12 protein-coding genes are annotated in these 13154 nt (G+C 61.8%); 7 read left to right on the top strand and 5 right to left on the bottom strand.

Annotated features, from left to right (window positions below; translation table 11 throughout):
• Nucleotides 1-31 precede the first annotated feature (31 nt).
• Both tkt and BUE09_RS02520 read right to left on the bottom strand, forming a co-directional pair.
• Nucleotides 32-2029 carry a transketolase gene (gene tkt, locus BUE09_RS02515; RefSeq protein ID WP_073299134.1) on the bottom strand — a complete coding sequence of 666 codons (1998 nt, stop codon included), beginning with the start codon at nucleotides 2027-2029 and terminating at the stop codon, nucleotides 32-34.
• Nucleotides 2030-2125: 96 nt separating this feature from the next.
• Nucleotides 2126-3046: a LysR substrate-binding domain-containing protein gene (locus BUE09_RS02520; RefSeq protein ID WP_231975545.1), complete on the bottom strand. Its 921-nt coding sequence runs from the start codon at nucleotides 3044-3046 to the stop codon at nucleotides 2126-2128.
• Nucleotides 3047-3213: 167 nt separating this feature from the next.
• Here BUE09_RS02520 and BUE09_RS02525 point away from each other — a divergent pair, with 167 nt between their 5' ends.
• The 4 genes from BUE09_RS02525 to metK all read left to right on the top strand — a co-directional run bounded on the left by BUE09_RS02525 (nucleotide 3214) and on the right by metK (nucleotide 6991).
• Nucleotides 3214-4110: a TauD/TfdA family dioxygenase gene (locus BUE09_RS02525; protein WP_073299136.1), complete on the top strand. Its 897-nt coding sequence runs from the start codon at nucleotides 3214-3216 to the stop codon at nucleotides 4108-4110.
• Nucleotides 4107-4709, top strand: a complete 603-nt coding sequence (locus BUE09_RS02530) for a LysE family translocator (protein ID WP_073299137.1) — start codon at nucleotides 4107-4109, stop codon at nucleotides 4707-4709. Before BUE09_RS02525 ends, BUE09_RS02530 begins: the two co-directional genes overlap by 4 nt.
• Nucleotides 4710-4784: 75 nt before the next feature.
• A complete protein-coding gene (locus tag BUE09_RS02535) occupies nucleotides 4785-5786 on the top strand; it encodes an ArsR/SmtB family transcription factor (protein ID WP_073299138.1) in 1002 nt (333 codons plus the stop codon).
• A 14-nt stretch (nucleotides 5787-5800) separates the two neighbouring features.
• Nucleotides 5801-6991: a methionine adenosyltransferase gene (gene metK, locus BUE09_RS02540; protein ID WP_073299139.1), complete on the top strand. Its 1191-nt coding sequence runs from the start codon at nucleotides 5801-5803 to the stop codon at nucleotides 6989-6991.
• Nucleotides 6992-7286: 295 nt separating this feature from the next.
• Here the strand turns inward: metK and BUE09_RS02545 are convergent, their stop codons facing one another.
• On the bottom strand, nucleotides 7287-8048 hold the full coding sequence (locus BUE09_RS02545) for an ABC transporter permease (RefSeq protein ID WP_073299140.1): 762 nt from the start codon (nucleotides 8046-8048) through the stop codon (nucleotides 7287-7289).
• A complete protein-coding gene (locus BUE09_RS02550) occupies nucleotides 8045-8974 on the bottom strand; it encodes an ABC transporter ATP-binding protein (protein ID WP_073299141.1) in 930 nt (309 codons plus the stop codon). Before BUE09_RS02550 ends, BUE09_RS02545 begins: the two co-directional genes overlap by 4 nt.
• A gap of 148 nt (nucleotides 8975-9122) precedes the next feature.
• On the opposite strand from BUE09_RS02550, the gene BUE09_RS02555 reads away from it, so the two are divergent.
• The 3 genes from BUE09_RS02555 to BUE09_RS02565 all read left to right on the top strand — a co-directional run bounded on the left by BUE09_RS02555 (nucleotide 9123) and on the right by BUE09_RS02565 (nucleotide 12636).
• Nucleotides 9123-10454, top strand: a complete 1332-nt coding sequence (locus BUE09_RS02555) for a ferredoxin reductase family protein (protein WP_073299142.1) — start codon at nucleotides 9123-9125, stop codon at nucleotides 10452-10454.
• Nucleotides 10455-10522: 68 nt separating this feature from the next.
• Entirely contained in the window at nucleotides 10523-12196 is a 1674-nt protein-coding gene (ligB, locus tag BUE09_RS02560) for an NAD-dependent DNA ligase LigB (RefSeq protein WP_073299143.1), read from the top strand.
• Between the two features lie 59 nt (nucleotides 12197-12255).
• Nucleotides 12256-12636, top strand: a complete 381-nt coding sequence (locus BUE09_RS02565) for a DUF1090 family protein (protein ID WP_073299144.1) — start codon at nucleotides 12256-12258, stop codon at nucleotides 12634-12636.
• Between the two features lie 21 nt (nucleotides 12637-12657).
• Here BUE09_RS02565 and BUE09_RS02570 read toward each other — a convergent pair whose 3' ends face one another.
• Nucleotides 12658-13107: a c-type cytochrome gene (locus BUE09_RS02570; protein WP_073299145.1), complete on the bottom strand. Its 450-nt coding sequence runs from the start codon at nucleotides 13105-13107 to the stop codon at nucleotides 12658-12660.
• Nucleotides 13108-13154: the final 47 nt, after the last annotated feature.

The raw sequence follows: 13154 nt of genomic DNA on the forward strand, positions 1-13154 counted from the left end.
ACTGATTGAAGACCAACCGCGGCAGCTGGAATCAGTCTTCCAGCAGCTCTTCGGCAACCGCGAGGATGTTCTCGACGGTAAAGCCGAATTCCTCGAACAGCTGACCGGCCGGGGCCGACTCGCCGTAGGTGGTCATGCCGATGATGCGACCGTCGAGCCCGAGGTACTTGTACCAGTAGTCCGCGTGCGCTGCTTCGATCGCGATGCGCGCGCCGACTTCAACCGGCAGCACGTGCTGCTTCCAGGACGCGTCCTGGGCGTCGAAGACGCTGGTGCACGGCATCGAGACGACACGCACGTTGCGGCCCTGCTCGGTGAGCTTGTCGTACGCCTGAACGGCCAGACCGACTTCCGAACCGGTGGAGATGAGGATCAGCTCAGGCTCGCCGACGCAATTCTTGAGGATGTAGCCACCCTTGGAAATGGACGCTTCGGTTTCGTTGTCGCGGATGTGATACGGCAGGTTCTGACGCGAGAAGATCAGCGCACTCGGACCGTCCTTGCGCTCGACCGCGTGCTTCCAGGCCACCGCGGATTCGACGGTATCAGCCGGGCGCCAGGTATCCAGGTTCGGCGTGGTGCGCAAGCTGGTCAGCTGCTCGATTGGCTGGTGAGTCGGGCCGTCTTCGCCCAGACCAATGGAATCGTGGGTGAAGACGTAAAGCACCCGCTGCTTCATCAGCGCCGACATGCGCACGGCGTTGCGGGCGTATTCCATGAACATCAGGAAGGTCGCGCCGTAAGGGATCAGCCCGCCGTGCAAAGCAACACCGTTCATGATGGCGCTCATGCCGAACTCGCGCACGCCGTAGTACATGTAATTGCCCGAGGCATCCTCGGCCACCACCGGCTTGCAGCCCTTCCACAGGGTCAGGTTGGAACCGGCGAGGTCCGCCGAACCGCCGAGCAGTTCAGGCAGCAGCGGGCCGAAGGCATTCAGGCAATTCTGGCTGGCCTTGCGGCTGGCGATGGTTTCGCCCTTGGTAGCGACTTCACGGATGAACTCGGAGGCCTTTTCGGCGAAGTCAGCCGGCAGCTCGCCCGCCATGCGCCGCTTGAACTCGGACGCCAGCGCCGGGAATTCGGACTCGTAGGCAGCGAAGCGCTTGTTCCATTCGTTTTCGGCGTCAGCACCCTTCTGCTTGGCGTCCCACTCGGCGTAGATCTCGGCCGGAATCTCGAACGGGCCGTGGTTCCAGCCCAGCGCTTCGCGGGTCAGGGCGATTTCGGCATCACCCAGCGCGGCGCCGTGGGACTCTTCCTTGCCCTGCTTGTTCGGCGAACCAAAGCCGATGACGGTCTTGCAGCAGATCAGTGTCGGACGGTCGCTCTTGCGGGCGGTCTCCAAAGCGATCTGGATTTCCTCGGCGTCGTGACCGTTGACGTTGCGAATCACCTGCCAGCCATAGGCTTCGAAGCGGCGCGGGGTGTCATCGGTAAACCAGCCATGCACTTCGCCATCGATGGAGATGCCGTTGTCGTCATAGAAGCCTATGAGCTTGCTCAGGCCCAGCGTGCCGGCCAGCGAGCAGACTTCATGGGAAATGCCTTCCATCAGGCAGCCGTCGCCCATGAACACATAGGTGTGGTGGTCGACAATCTTGTGCCCGTCGCGGTTGAACTGCGCAGCCATGACCTTTTCCGCCAGGGCAAAACCAACGGCATTGGCCAGGCCCTGGCCCAGCGGGCCGGTGGTGGTCTCGACACCTGCGGTGTAGCCGAACTCGGGATGGCCCGGCGTCTTGCTGTGCAGCTGACGGAAGTTTTTCAGGTCGTCGATCGACAGGTCGTAGCCGGTCAGGTGCAGCAACGAGTAGATCAGCATCGAGCCGTGGCCGTTGGACAGCACGAAACGATCGCGGTCCGCCCACAGAGGGTTGGTCGGGCTGTGCTTCAGATGGTCGCGCCAGAGAACCTCGGCGATGTCCGCCATGCCCATGGGGGCACCCGGGTGGCCGCTGTTGGCTTTCTGCACAGCATCCATGCTGAGGGCGCGGATGGCATTGGCTCGCTCACGACGGCTGGGCATCGCTGAATCTCCTGCGGGGGGTGTACTTGGAAAAAGGCGGCCATTTTCCCCTACCGAGGGTGGCGGGGCAATGACTGAAATAAGTCGCTCCACCAATCAGTCGAGCAGGCTGACACCACGACTGCCGATATCCGGCAGATGCTCAAGCAGGTAATTCTTCATATGGGTCAGGGTTATCGGCGTCTCGCCGGCGGCGGGCCAGACCAGGTAGTAGCTGTCACCGGAACGTACCGCTGTGTCGAATGGCAGCATCAGCGAGCCCTTGTGCAGTTCGGCAGCGACCAGCGCCAGGTCACCGATCGAAACGCCATGCCCCTGCGCTGCAGCGGAAATGCCTAGTTCCAACGTATCGAACAGCTTGCCCTGTTGCCAGGCGACGGCATCGATCAGCCCGACCCGCTGCAGCCACCGCCGCCAATCGCGGCAGTCGCGTGATGGATGGATCAGTTCAGCAGAGGCCAGCTGGGTAGCGGTCCAACGCGTATCGCCAAGCACCTCCGGTGAGCACACCGGCACCAGCCACTCATCGAATAACTTGACCCGGTTCCAGTCGGCCGGAAAGCCACCGTGGCCCAACAGGATCGCGCAATCGAACGGCTCGTTATGGAAATCCACCGCATCCAGGTCCATCCAGGCACTGGTGAGCTGCACCCGATTCTGCGGGTGTGTGAGCTGAAAATCTTCCAGCGCGCCCAGCAGCCATCGCATGGTCAAGGTGGACGGCGCTTTCAGCCGGAGCGCGTCCTGCTGACGATTGACTGCAATGCAGGCGTTTTCGAGGGTGCGGAAACCAACCTTGAGCTCCTGTGCCAACAGCCGTCCGGTGTCGGTGAGCGCGAGACGCGAGCCGCGCCGCTCGAACAATTGACAGCCAAGGTTTTCCTCCAGTGTTTTCACGTGCCGGCTGACTGCGCTCTGAGTGATGCACAGGCTTTCGGCCGCCTGAGTGAAAGAACCGAATCGCGCCGCCACCTCGAAGGCCCGCAATGCGTACAGGGGTGGCATCCTGAGCGTCATGCTGCCCCGCTCCGGCATGAGTAAAACTCATCGCAGACGGACCTTTTTTCCATTTTGCAACCCTCCGAACCCCACCAATACTGCGCCAGCAAGCGGGCCAGCAATGCAGTGGCTTCGACTCATAAGAAGAGGCACGCGCCTCGTATACATGTGCAGGGAAGAATGACATGTCCAATCGCGACTTTGACCTACTTTTGTCTGCCAGCATCCGAAACGGCGGCCTGAGCCAGGAGCAGATTGCGCGGATTCTCGAGTTCAAGCTGTTCGGCAATCCGAGCGGCTACCTGCTGCTGGACGGCACGGCAATCGGTGAGATTCCCTCGACCCCAGCCTCCCGCTCCGAGCTCCGCAAGCCGGACGACACCAGCGAACGGCTATTGCTGCAGGCCACCGCACTGCTCGGCGAGCCGATCGGCTATGTACAGGAATCCGGTGGCGCCATCGTCAACAACTTCTTCCCCCAGCAGATGCAATCGCGTGCCGCCACCTCGGACAGCTTCGACACCGAGCTCGACCTGCACACCGAGAACGCCTTTCACGCGATCCAGCCGGACTACCTGCTGCTGCTTTGTCTGCGCCAAGACCCCGCAGCCGAGGCGATCACCTACATTGCCTCGGTCGACCGCATCCTTGAGCGGTTGAGCTATGAACAACAGGCGTTCTTGCTCAATGAGCCGTACAACTTCTTCTCCGACTACGGCGCCAGCGAGAAGAACCAGCGCATCGATATCAACAAGCATCAGACCGTTCTGTACGGCGACCCCGATGCCCCTTTCTTTCGCTTCGACCCGCACTTCATGGTCGCCTATAGCGAGCGTGCCCAACGCGCGCTGGATACCTTGCGCGGCGTTGCCTGGGAGGTGGTCGAGCCGGTGCGGCTCAGCCGCGGCGATCTGCTGATCATCGACAACCGTCGCACCGCCCATGCACGCAGCCCCTTCACTGCCCACTTCGATGGCAATGACCGCTGGATGCAACGCACCTTCGCCACCTGCAACCTGCGTTTCTATACCGAGCGACTGGGCAAAGCGTCACGCATATTCGAATTAGTGACCGAACTATGAACGCCACCTATCTAGCCTTTGCCGCGGCGGTCGCGCTCCTGATTGCCTCACCGGGCCCGGTCGTCGCGCTGGTAATTGCCGATGCGCGGCGCAGCTGGCCCGCGTGGACCATTCTCGGCGGAGTGATTTCTGCGCAAGTGCTGATGATCGTCGCGCTGGTAATGATCTATCTGGCGCTGGATCTGGAGCCAGTCATTCTCGAATGGGGCCAGGTGATCGGTGGGCTCTACCTGATCTGGCTTGGCGCAGACGGTCTCTGCGGCGGGAATGACGAAGCGCCGGAGCAGGAACGCCCACACGCTCATTATTTCTGGCGGGCCATGGCGGTCGGTCTCTCGAACCCGAAGGACATCCTGTTCTTTCTCGCGTTCTTGCCGGGCTTCATCCTGCCCACCCAGCCATTTGCGCCGCAGGCGGTGGCATTGATCGCCATCTGGGCCTTGGTCGATATATCGATTCTGGTTACCTACAGCCTGGTTTCGAGACGCCTGTCCAATCTCGATCGGTTACAGCGCGTACTCGATCTACTCCCGAGCTTCTTCCTGCTGGCCCTCGGGCTGGTGTCGTGCGGCATGGGCATCACCAGCTTGGTGAACTGACCCGCTTGTCCAATATCAAAACTTTTTGATATTGCCATTGCTGGACGAAAAACGACCGACTAGACTGCGCGGCCTATGAGCCTGCGTATTCCCCAGATCTCCTTCGATGACAGCGATCAGCTCGCCGCCCTGTGCAAGGCCGGCGGCGACTCGCTGCGCCTGAACGTTCTACGCGCGCTAGCCAGCGATTCGTTCGGGGTGCTCGAACTGGCGCAGATCTTCGCCACAGGCCAGTCCGGCATCAGCCATCACCTCAAGGTGCTGACTCAAGCCGGCCTGCTGGCAACCCGCCGTGAAGGCAACGCGATCTTTTACCGCCGCGCCCTGCCCCAACCCGACAGCCTCGGCGGCAAGCTGCATGCCGCGCTGCTGGACGAAGTGGACCAGCTGAGCCTGCCACTCGATGTGCAGGCGCGCATCGGGGCGGTGCATGCCCAGCGCAGCGCCGCCAGCGAAGACTTCTTTGCACGGATGGCCGGCAGCTTTCAGGCACGGCAGGACTTGATTGCCGGCCTGCCTCAGTACCGCGACAGCGTGGTCGCGCTGCTCGATGCGCTGAATGTGTCAGCGGATTCCACAGCGCTCGAAGTCGGCCCGGGCGACGGCAGCTTTCTGCCGGAGTTGGCCCATCGATTCGCCCAAGTGGTCGCGGTGGACAACAGCCCGGCCATGCTCGAACTGGCTCGGTCGCGCTGCGAGCGCGACGCACTGGGCAATGTCGAGCTGAAACTTGCTGACGCATTGCAGGACGAATGTCCGTCGGCCGATTGCGTTGTGCTGAACATGGTTTTGCATCATCTGGCCGCGCCGGGTGAAGCACTCAAGCAACTGGCACGGCTGGTGAACGTGGGCGGGAGCCTGCTGATCACCGAACTGTGCAGCCATAACCAGAGTTGGGCCAGGGAGGCCTGCGGCGATCTGTGGTTGGGTTTCGAACAGGACGATCTGGCCCGTTGGGCCGATGCCGCGGGGCTCACGCCCGGCGAGAGCCTCTACATTGGCTTGAAGAACGGTTTTCAGATCCAGGCCCGGTACTTTTCCCGGCCAGCTCCTGACAGCCGACTCACCCACCGGTAATTAGGAACCGATAGATGAGCGAATATTCGATTTTCACCTCCGAGTCCGTGTCCGAAGGGCACCCGGACAAGATCGCCGACCAGATCTCCGATGCGGTGCTGGACGCCATCATCGCTGAGGACAAACACGCCCGCGTGGCCTGCGAAACTATGGTCAAGACCGGCGTCGCCATCGTCGCCGGCGAAGTCACCACCAGCGCCTGGGTCGACCTCGAGCAGCTGGTGCGCGACGTTATCGTCGACATCGGCTACAACAGCTCGGAAGTCGGCTTCGATGGCGCCACCTGCGGCATCATCAACATCATCGGCAAGCAGTCCGTGGACATCGCCCAGGGCGTCGACCGTAGCAAGCCGGAAGACCAGGGCGCCGGCGATCAGGGCCTGATGTTCGGCTACGCCAGCAACGAAACCGACGTGCTGATGCCGGCTCCAATCCGCTTCTCCCATGCACTGGTCGAGCGCCAGGCTGAAGCGCGCAAGAACGGCCTGCTGCCGTGGCTGCGTCCGGACGCCAAGAGCCAGGTCACCTGCCGCTACGAAGGCGGCAAAGTCGTCGGTATCGACGCCATCGTGCTCTCCACCCAGCACAACCCGGAGGTCAAGCATTCCGACCTCAAGGAAGCGGTGATGGAGCTGATCGTCAAGCACGTGATCCCGGCCGAACTGCTGCACAAGGACACCCAGTTCCACATCAACCCGACCGGCCAGTTCATCATCGGCGGCCCGGTGGGCGACTGCGGCCTGACCGGGCGCAAGATCATCGTCGACACCTACGGCGGTATGGCCCGTCATGGCGGCGGCGCCTTCTCCGGCAAGGACCCGTCCAAGGTCGACCGTTCAGCTGCCTACGCGGGCCGTTATGTGGCGAAGAACATCGTTGCTGCCGGTCTGGCCGAACGCTGCGAAATCCAGGTCTCCTACGCCATCGGCGTGGCCCAGCCGACCTCGATCTCGATCAACACTTTCGGCACTGGCAAGCTCAGCGACGAAAAAATCGTTGCCTTGGTCCGCGAGCATTTCGATCTGCGTCCCTACGCGATCACCACCATGCTCGACCTGCTGCACCCGATGTACAAAGCCACAGCAGCCTATGGTCACTTCGGGCGCGAACCATATGAAATGACGGTAGGTGGCGACACCTTCACCGCCTTCACCTGGGAAAAGACTGATAAGGCCGAGGCCCTGCGCGCCGCTGCCGGGCTCTGACCCGCCTCCAATCCGTAGGGTGGGCTTTAGCCCACCCTACGGAGCTGTCGCCAACTCGGTGGGCTGAAGCGGAACGCCGCCCGACCCACCCTACGAGACGGCCAACCACATGAAAAAGCCCCGCCAGCGAAAGCCGGACGGGGCTTTTTTACAGGTGTGACGGTTATCTGCCACCCCGACAAGGCCGACGCCCCCCCAGCACCGCTTCGGCCTCGACCCGCACCAACAACCCGTAGGGTGGGCTTCAGCCCACCACCACGGACCTGCGCCAGCGAATGGAGAAACCCCGCCCGGCTCAGTTCTTCAACCGATAACCCGTCTTGAAGATCCACCAGATCAAGCCCAGACACAGCGCCAGGAAGCCCAGCGTCATCGCCAGGCTGATCCCGACGTTGACGTCGGAAACCCCGTAGAAGCTCCAACGGAAGCCGCTGATCAGGTACACCACCGGATTGAACAGCGTGACCTTCTGCCAGACTGGCGGAAGCATTTCGATGGAATAGAAGCTGCCGCCGAGAAAGGCCAGTGGCATAACGATCAGCGACGGCACGATCTGCAGCTTTTCCCACCCGTCCGCCCAGATGCCGATGATGAAACCGAACAGGCAGAAGGTCACCGCGGTGAGTACCAGGAACAGCGCCATCACCCACGGATGCGCAATCTCGTAATCGACGAACAAGCGGGCCGTCAGCAGAATCACCAAGCCAAGAATGATCGATTTGGTCGCCGCGGCGCCGACATAGCCGATGACAATCTCAAGGTACGACACTGGCGCCGAGAGCACTTCGTAGATGGTCCCCGAATAGCGCGGCATATAGATGCCGAAGGAGGCATTGGAAATGCTCTCGGTAAGCAGCGCCATCATGATCAGGCCGGGAATGATGAAGGCACCGTAAGGGATACCGTGCATGGCCTCCATCCGCGAGCCGATGGCCGAGCCGAAAACGACGAAATACAACGAAGTGGATATGACCGGCGTGGCGATGCTTTGTAGCAGCGTGCGCCAGGTGCGCGCCAGCTCGAACAGGTAGATGGCGCGAATTGCGTGGAAATTCATGTGCGGCTGCCTTTTACCAAGCTGACGAAGATTTCTTCCAGCGAACTCTGACTCGACTGCAGATCCTTGAAATCGATTTTGTGTACCGCCAGGCGCCTGAGCAGTTCGGCAATGCCGGTGTCCTCGTGCTGGGCATCGAAGGTGAACACCAACTGATTGCCGGAATCGACCAGCTCGAGCGGATAATCGGCCAGATCCGTAGGAATTTCTGCAAGCGGTCGTTGCAGATGCAGGGTCAGCTGCTTCTTGCCGAGCTTCTGCATCAATGCCTTTTTATCCTCGACCAAGATGATTTCGCCCTTGCTGATCACCCCGATGCGGTCGGCCATCTCCTCGGCCTCTTCGATGTAGTGGGTGGTGAGGATGATGGTCACGCCGCGCTCGCGCAGGCCGCGCACCATTTCCCACATATCGCGCCGCAACTCAACGTCGACCCCTGCGGTGGGCTCATCGAGAAACAGGATGCTCGGTTCGTGCGACAGCGCCTTGGCGATCATCACTCGTCGCTTCATGCCGCCAGACAGTTCGATGATGCGCGCGCTCTTCTTGTCCCACAGCGAGAGATCACGCAGCAGCTTTTCCAGATAGGCGTCATCCGGCGCCTTGCCGAACAGTCCGCGGGAAAAGCGCACCGTCGCCCAGACACTCTCGAAGCCTTCGTTAAAGAGTTCTTGTGGCACCAGGCCGATCTTGGATCGTGCGGCGCGGTAATCGTCGATGATGTCGAAGCCATCGACCCGCACTCGACCGCTACCGGGATTGACGATGCCGCAGATGATGCTGATCAGCGTGGTTTTGCCTGCACCGTTGGGCCCGAGTAGGGCGAAGATCTCGCCCTTGTGGATCTCCAGATCGATCTGCTTGAGCGCTGGATGCCCCGAGGCGTAGGTCTTGGTGAGGTGCTCGATGGTGATCACGGGTTGCACTGATGAATCACTCCGCAAGACATTTGGCTGACGATTGTACGGTGCAGTTGATTAGCTCACTAATCAATGCCGTTGATAACGATCATGCCCACCACTGCATCGCAAGCGCATGCTTCTCGAGCCGTCAGCACAATAGGAGGAGCAGAGCATGCAACGGATCAGACTGGCCTTCGTCACGCTATTCGTAATCGTGACCCTTTTATGGCTCACGACCGCTGGCGTCGTCCCAGGCGACTACTCCCGTTTCTGGCCGCTGCGCGCGGACATGGTTCACTACACTGGTGTCCTCTCGATCACTGCAATGAGCGTAGCGATCTACCTCGCCATCCGGCCCCAGTGGCTGGAGCGCCTGCTGGGCGGCCTGGACAAGAGTTACCGGCTGCATAAATGGCTGGGGATCGGCGCGTTGGTGGTATCAACCGTGCATTGGGGCTGGGCGCAGATTCCGAAATGGCTGGTGAAATTTGGCTGGCTCGCCGGCCCTGCTCGGCGCGGCGCCGGCCGAGCCGAGGACGGCCTGCTCGGCTGGTTACATGCACAGCGGGGGTTCGCTGAGGACATCGGCGAATGGGCTTTCTATCTAGCGGCGTTACTGATCGTTCTCGCGCTGATCAAACAGTTCCCGTACCGCTGGTTCTTCAAAACCCATCGTTGGCTGGCGCTGGTCTATCTGGTGCTGGTCGTACACAGCCTCTTGCTGATGCCGCCCGCCTATTGGTCCTCACCACTGGGTGTGGTGATAGCTTCGTTGCTTATTGGCGGGACCCTCGCCGCTTGTGTCTCGCTGCTGCGTCAGGTCGGACGCGCACATCAGGTCATCGGCCGCGTCGATGGCCTGAGCTACCACCCCGACAACCAGGTCCTGCGTGTGGATGTGGCGCTGGAAGGGCCCTGGCCCGGTCACAAACCTGGACAATTCGCCTTTGCCAGCTTCGACCAACAGGAAGGACCACATCCCTTCAGTCTTTCCAGCGCTTGGCAGAACGACGGCAAGCTCTCCTTCTCGATCAAGGGACTCGGGGACTACACCCGTCGCTTGCCGCAAACCCTACACAACGGCGATGCAGTTACGGTAGAAGGCCCTTACGGCTGCTTTGACTTCCGCGGACATAAGCCGGGGCAGATCTGGGTAGCAGGCGGCATCGGCATCGCCCCCTTCATCAGCCGTCTGCAGACGCTGGCGAGCAGCGACAAGAACAACAACATCGATCTGTTCTATTGCACCAGCGCACCGGACCAACGCTTCATCGCACAGCTACAAGCGCTCGCAGGGTCCGCGCGAATACGCCTGCATATACAGGTGGCAGCGGAGCATGGTCGGCTCACGCCTAGCCAGGTCCGCCAGGTAATTCCGGACTGGCGGCAACGTGACGTCTGGTTCTGCGGGCCGGCGAGTTTCGGCAGTGAACTGCGCCAGGATCTGATCGAGCACGGCCTGCCAGCTGGCGATTTCCACCAGGAACTGTTCAACATGCGTTAGCGCACGGCCCGAGCTGCCCCAACTGGGCAGAATGGGTTCTGCCGCCAACGAGCAAGGATGCTCTATCAATGCAACGCCTCATCGCGCTCACGTTCTGCACCCTCTCTTCCCTGGCAATAGCCGATTGCCCCGACTGGCCAAACCGCCGCGCCGAAACCGAAATCGCAGCCTTGGCCGATCAAGTGACACAGTGGGACGACGCCTACCATCGGCGCGGCCTCTCGCTGGTCGACGACGAAATCTATGACCAGACCCGACAGCGCCTGGAGCAATGGCAAGCATGCTTTGCTGCAATCAGCACAACCCCTGCGGCGGGCCCGCTTGACGGCGCCGGAGGGTCCGTTGCTCATCCGGTCGCCCAAACCGGGCTGGCCAAGCTCGCAGATGCCGAGGCGGTCAACGACTGGCTCGCGACTCGCTCGGACGTTTGGGTGCAGCCAAAGGTGGATGGCGTCGCGGTGACGCTGCACTACCGGGATGGCTCGCTGGTCCGGATGGTGAGTCGTGGCAACGGCAGCCACGGGCAGGACTGGACCGACCGGGCCCGGAAGCTACCGGCCATACCGCTTCGACTCCCGATAAGCGAAGAGCTGATCCTGCAAGGTGAGCTGTACTGGCGCCTGCAGGAGCATGTTCAGGCCGAAGCCGGCAGCGCCGGGGCGCGCAGCCGTGTCGCCGGAGCAATGGCGAGGCAGGTGTTGGATGAGGCGACCGCGACGCAGATCGGCCTGTTCGTCTGGGACTGGCCCAACGGCCCAATCGACATGCAGACACGCCTCGCGGGCCTGGTCGCAATGGGCTTCGGCGAAAGCGTCGCACTGACCTTGCCGCTGGAAACCACCGAGCAAGCCGGGCATTGGCGCGACTACTGGTATCGCCACCGACTGCCGTTCGCCAGCGATGGCATCGTGCTGCGCCAAGGCCAACGGCCGGACGCTTCCCGCTGGCAGGCCCAACCACCGCACTGGGCGGTCGCCTGGAAATACCCGCTGCGTACAGTAGTCACCCAGGTGCGCGAAGTCACGTTCAACATTGGTCGCAGCGGCAGAATCACGCCGGTATTGCAGCTTGAGCCGGTGCAGCTGGATGACCGCCTTGTCAGCCGCGTCAGTCTCGGCTCACTGAGGCGCTGGCAGCAGGAAGACGTACGGCCAGACGATCAGGTCGCCATCGCCCTGGCCGGCCTGACTATTCCGCGCTTCGAACATGTCGTCTGGCGCATGCAGCAACGGCGGCGAGTCGAGGCGCCTAAACCGGGCGACTACCATTTCCTCAGTTGCTGGCAAGCCAGCCCCGGCTGCGAACAGCAGTTTGTTGCACGGCTCGCCTGGCTCAGCGGCAAGCACGGTCTCGACCTGCCACAGTTGGGTCCGGCGACCTGGCAGGCGCTGGTGGAGTCTGGGCTGGTCGTCGATCTGCTTGACTGGCTGCAGCTCGATCAGCGGCGCCTGCAACAGGTTCCAGGCATCGGCGAAGCCAGCGCCAGCAGCCTGATCGTCAGTTTCCAGCTGGCACGCAAGCGCCCCCTCGGCAGCTGGCTACGGGCGCTCGGCGCGCCACCTGGCGCTGATGCAATCCCCGCTGAGAGCTGGGACGCGCTGGCTAACATCAGCCTGGCGCAATGGCAGGCCGAACCCGGTATTGGCGCAACACGCGCCCAGCACTTGCGGGCCTTCTTCACGGCGCCGGATGTACTCCGGCTACGTCAGCAGCTGCATGAGGTCGGGATTGTCGGCTTTTAGCGGCACTTCACCGCTCGTCTCCAGTCATATGACAACACAACAAGAAAAAGGACCTGTGCATGGCCGGCCAGCACAATTTCCTCGCTTTTATGCTGCTCTGCCTTTGCGGCACTCAACTAACGACGGTTGCCGCAGAGACGGACGCCACCTGCAGCGACCAGCGCGAGCGCATCAGTCAGCAGATCAAGGACGCGCGGCTGAAGGGCGACAGCAGTCAACGAGCGCTATTGGAGGCTCAGTTACAAAACCTGACCGAGCGCTGCCAGGGCGTCGTCCCGCTACAGCCCAACCACGCCGAGATCGAACGGGCGATGCGTCTGGCTACGACACGCGAGGCGCAACTGCGCGAGGCACTGGGGACGGGCGATCCGCAGGTGATTGAAGTGAGCAAGCGGCGCCTGGATCAGGCTCGCAAGCAACTGGAGGCAGCCAAGCACTGACGGCGTAGCGCACCGCCTTGATCAATAGGCGCGAAATTCCTTGTGGCACGCTTCGCACGCGTCTTCTACCTGCTGAAACGCCGGCGCGATGCTTTCGGGCGTCACCGGCACCTGCGTAGTCGCGGCAACCAGCGCGGCAGTTCGGGCTTCAAGCTCACGGGCCATTTCGTTGAACCGTTCCTGCTGTTGCCACACATCGTCACGGGCATCGCTCAGCGCTTCCTTGACCTCCGGGTAATGCTGCCAAGGCTGACGCGACAGCTGATCAAGCTTCGCCGCTCCGCTGGTGAAGCCTTCCGGGTCGAACGGCAGGCGCCCACGGAGCATGCCACCCAGGTCTTCCTTGACGTCGAGCATTTGCTGGTAGATGGCCTTGCGTTTGCCGAGTGGAGAATTGGGATCAATGCGATCACAGCCAGCCAACAACGCCAACATGGCGACCAGCGACATACTCAACGGCAACAACTTCATGGTTCGATCACTCGGAATACAGACGGCCGGCGATTATCGTCCCTGCC

It is taken from the genome of Stutzerimonas xanthomarina DSM 18231 (assembly GCF_900129835.1).
Classification (GTDB): domain Bacteria; phylum Pseudomonadota; class Gammaproteobacteria; order Pseudomonadales; family Pseudomonadaceae; genus Stutzerimonas; species Stutzerimonas xanthomarina.

Bases quoted from the DNA above. Each gene is read 5' to 3' on its own strand.
- tkt (WP_073299134.1), bottom strand. From the start codon at position 2,029: ATGCCCAGCCGTCGTGAGCGAGCCAATGCCATCCGCGCCCTCAGCATG.
- BUE09_RS02520 (WP_231975545.1), bottom strand. From the start codon at position 3,046: ATGACGCTCAGGATGCCACCCCTGTACGCATTGCGGGCCTTCGAGGTG.
- BUE09_RS02525 (WP_073299136.1), top strand. From the start codon at position 3,214: ATGTCCAATCGCGACTTTGACCTACTTTTGTCTGCCAGCATCCGAAAC.
- BUE09_RS02530 (WP_073299137.1), top strand. From the start codon at position 4,107: ATGAACGCCACCTATCTAGCCTTTGCCGCGGCGGTCGCGCTCCTGATT.
- BUE09_RS02535 (WP_073299138.1), top strand. From the start codon at position 4,785: ATGAGCCTGCGTATTCCCCAGATCTCCTTCGATGACAGCGATCAGCTC.
- metK (WP_073299139.1), top strand. From the start codon at position 5,801: ATGAGCGAATATTCGATTTTCACCTCCGAGTCCGTGTCCGAAGGGCAC.
- BUE09_RS02545 (WP_073299140.1), bottom strand. From the start codon at position 8,048: ATGAATTTCCACGCAATTCGCGCCATCTACCTGTTCGAGCTGGCGCGC.
- BUE09_RS02555 (WP_073299142.1), top strand. From the start codon at position 9,123: ATGCAACGGATCAGACTGGCCTTCGTCACGCTATTCGTAATCGTGACC.
- ligB (WP_073299143.1), top strand. From the start codon at position 10,523: ATGCAACGCCTCATCGCGCTCACGTTCTGCACCCTCTCTTCCCTGGCA.
- BUE09_RS02565 (WP_073299144.1), top strand. From the start codon at position 12,256: ATGGCCGGCCAGCACAATTTCCTCGCTTTTATGCTGCTCTGCCTTTGC.
- BUE09_RS02570 (WP_073299145.1), bottom strand. From the start codon at position 13,107: ATGAAGTTGTTGCCGTTGAGTATGTCGCTGGTCGCCATGTTGGCGTTG.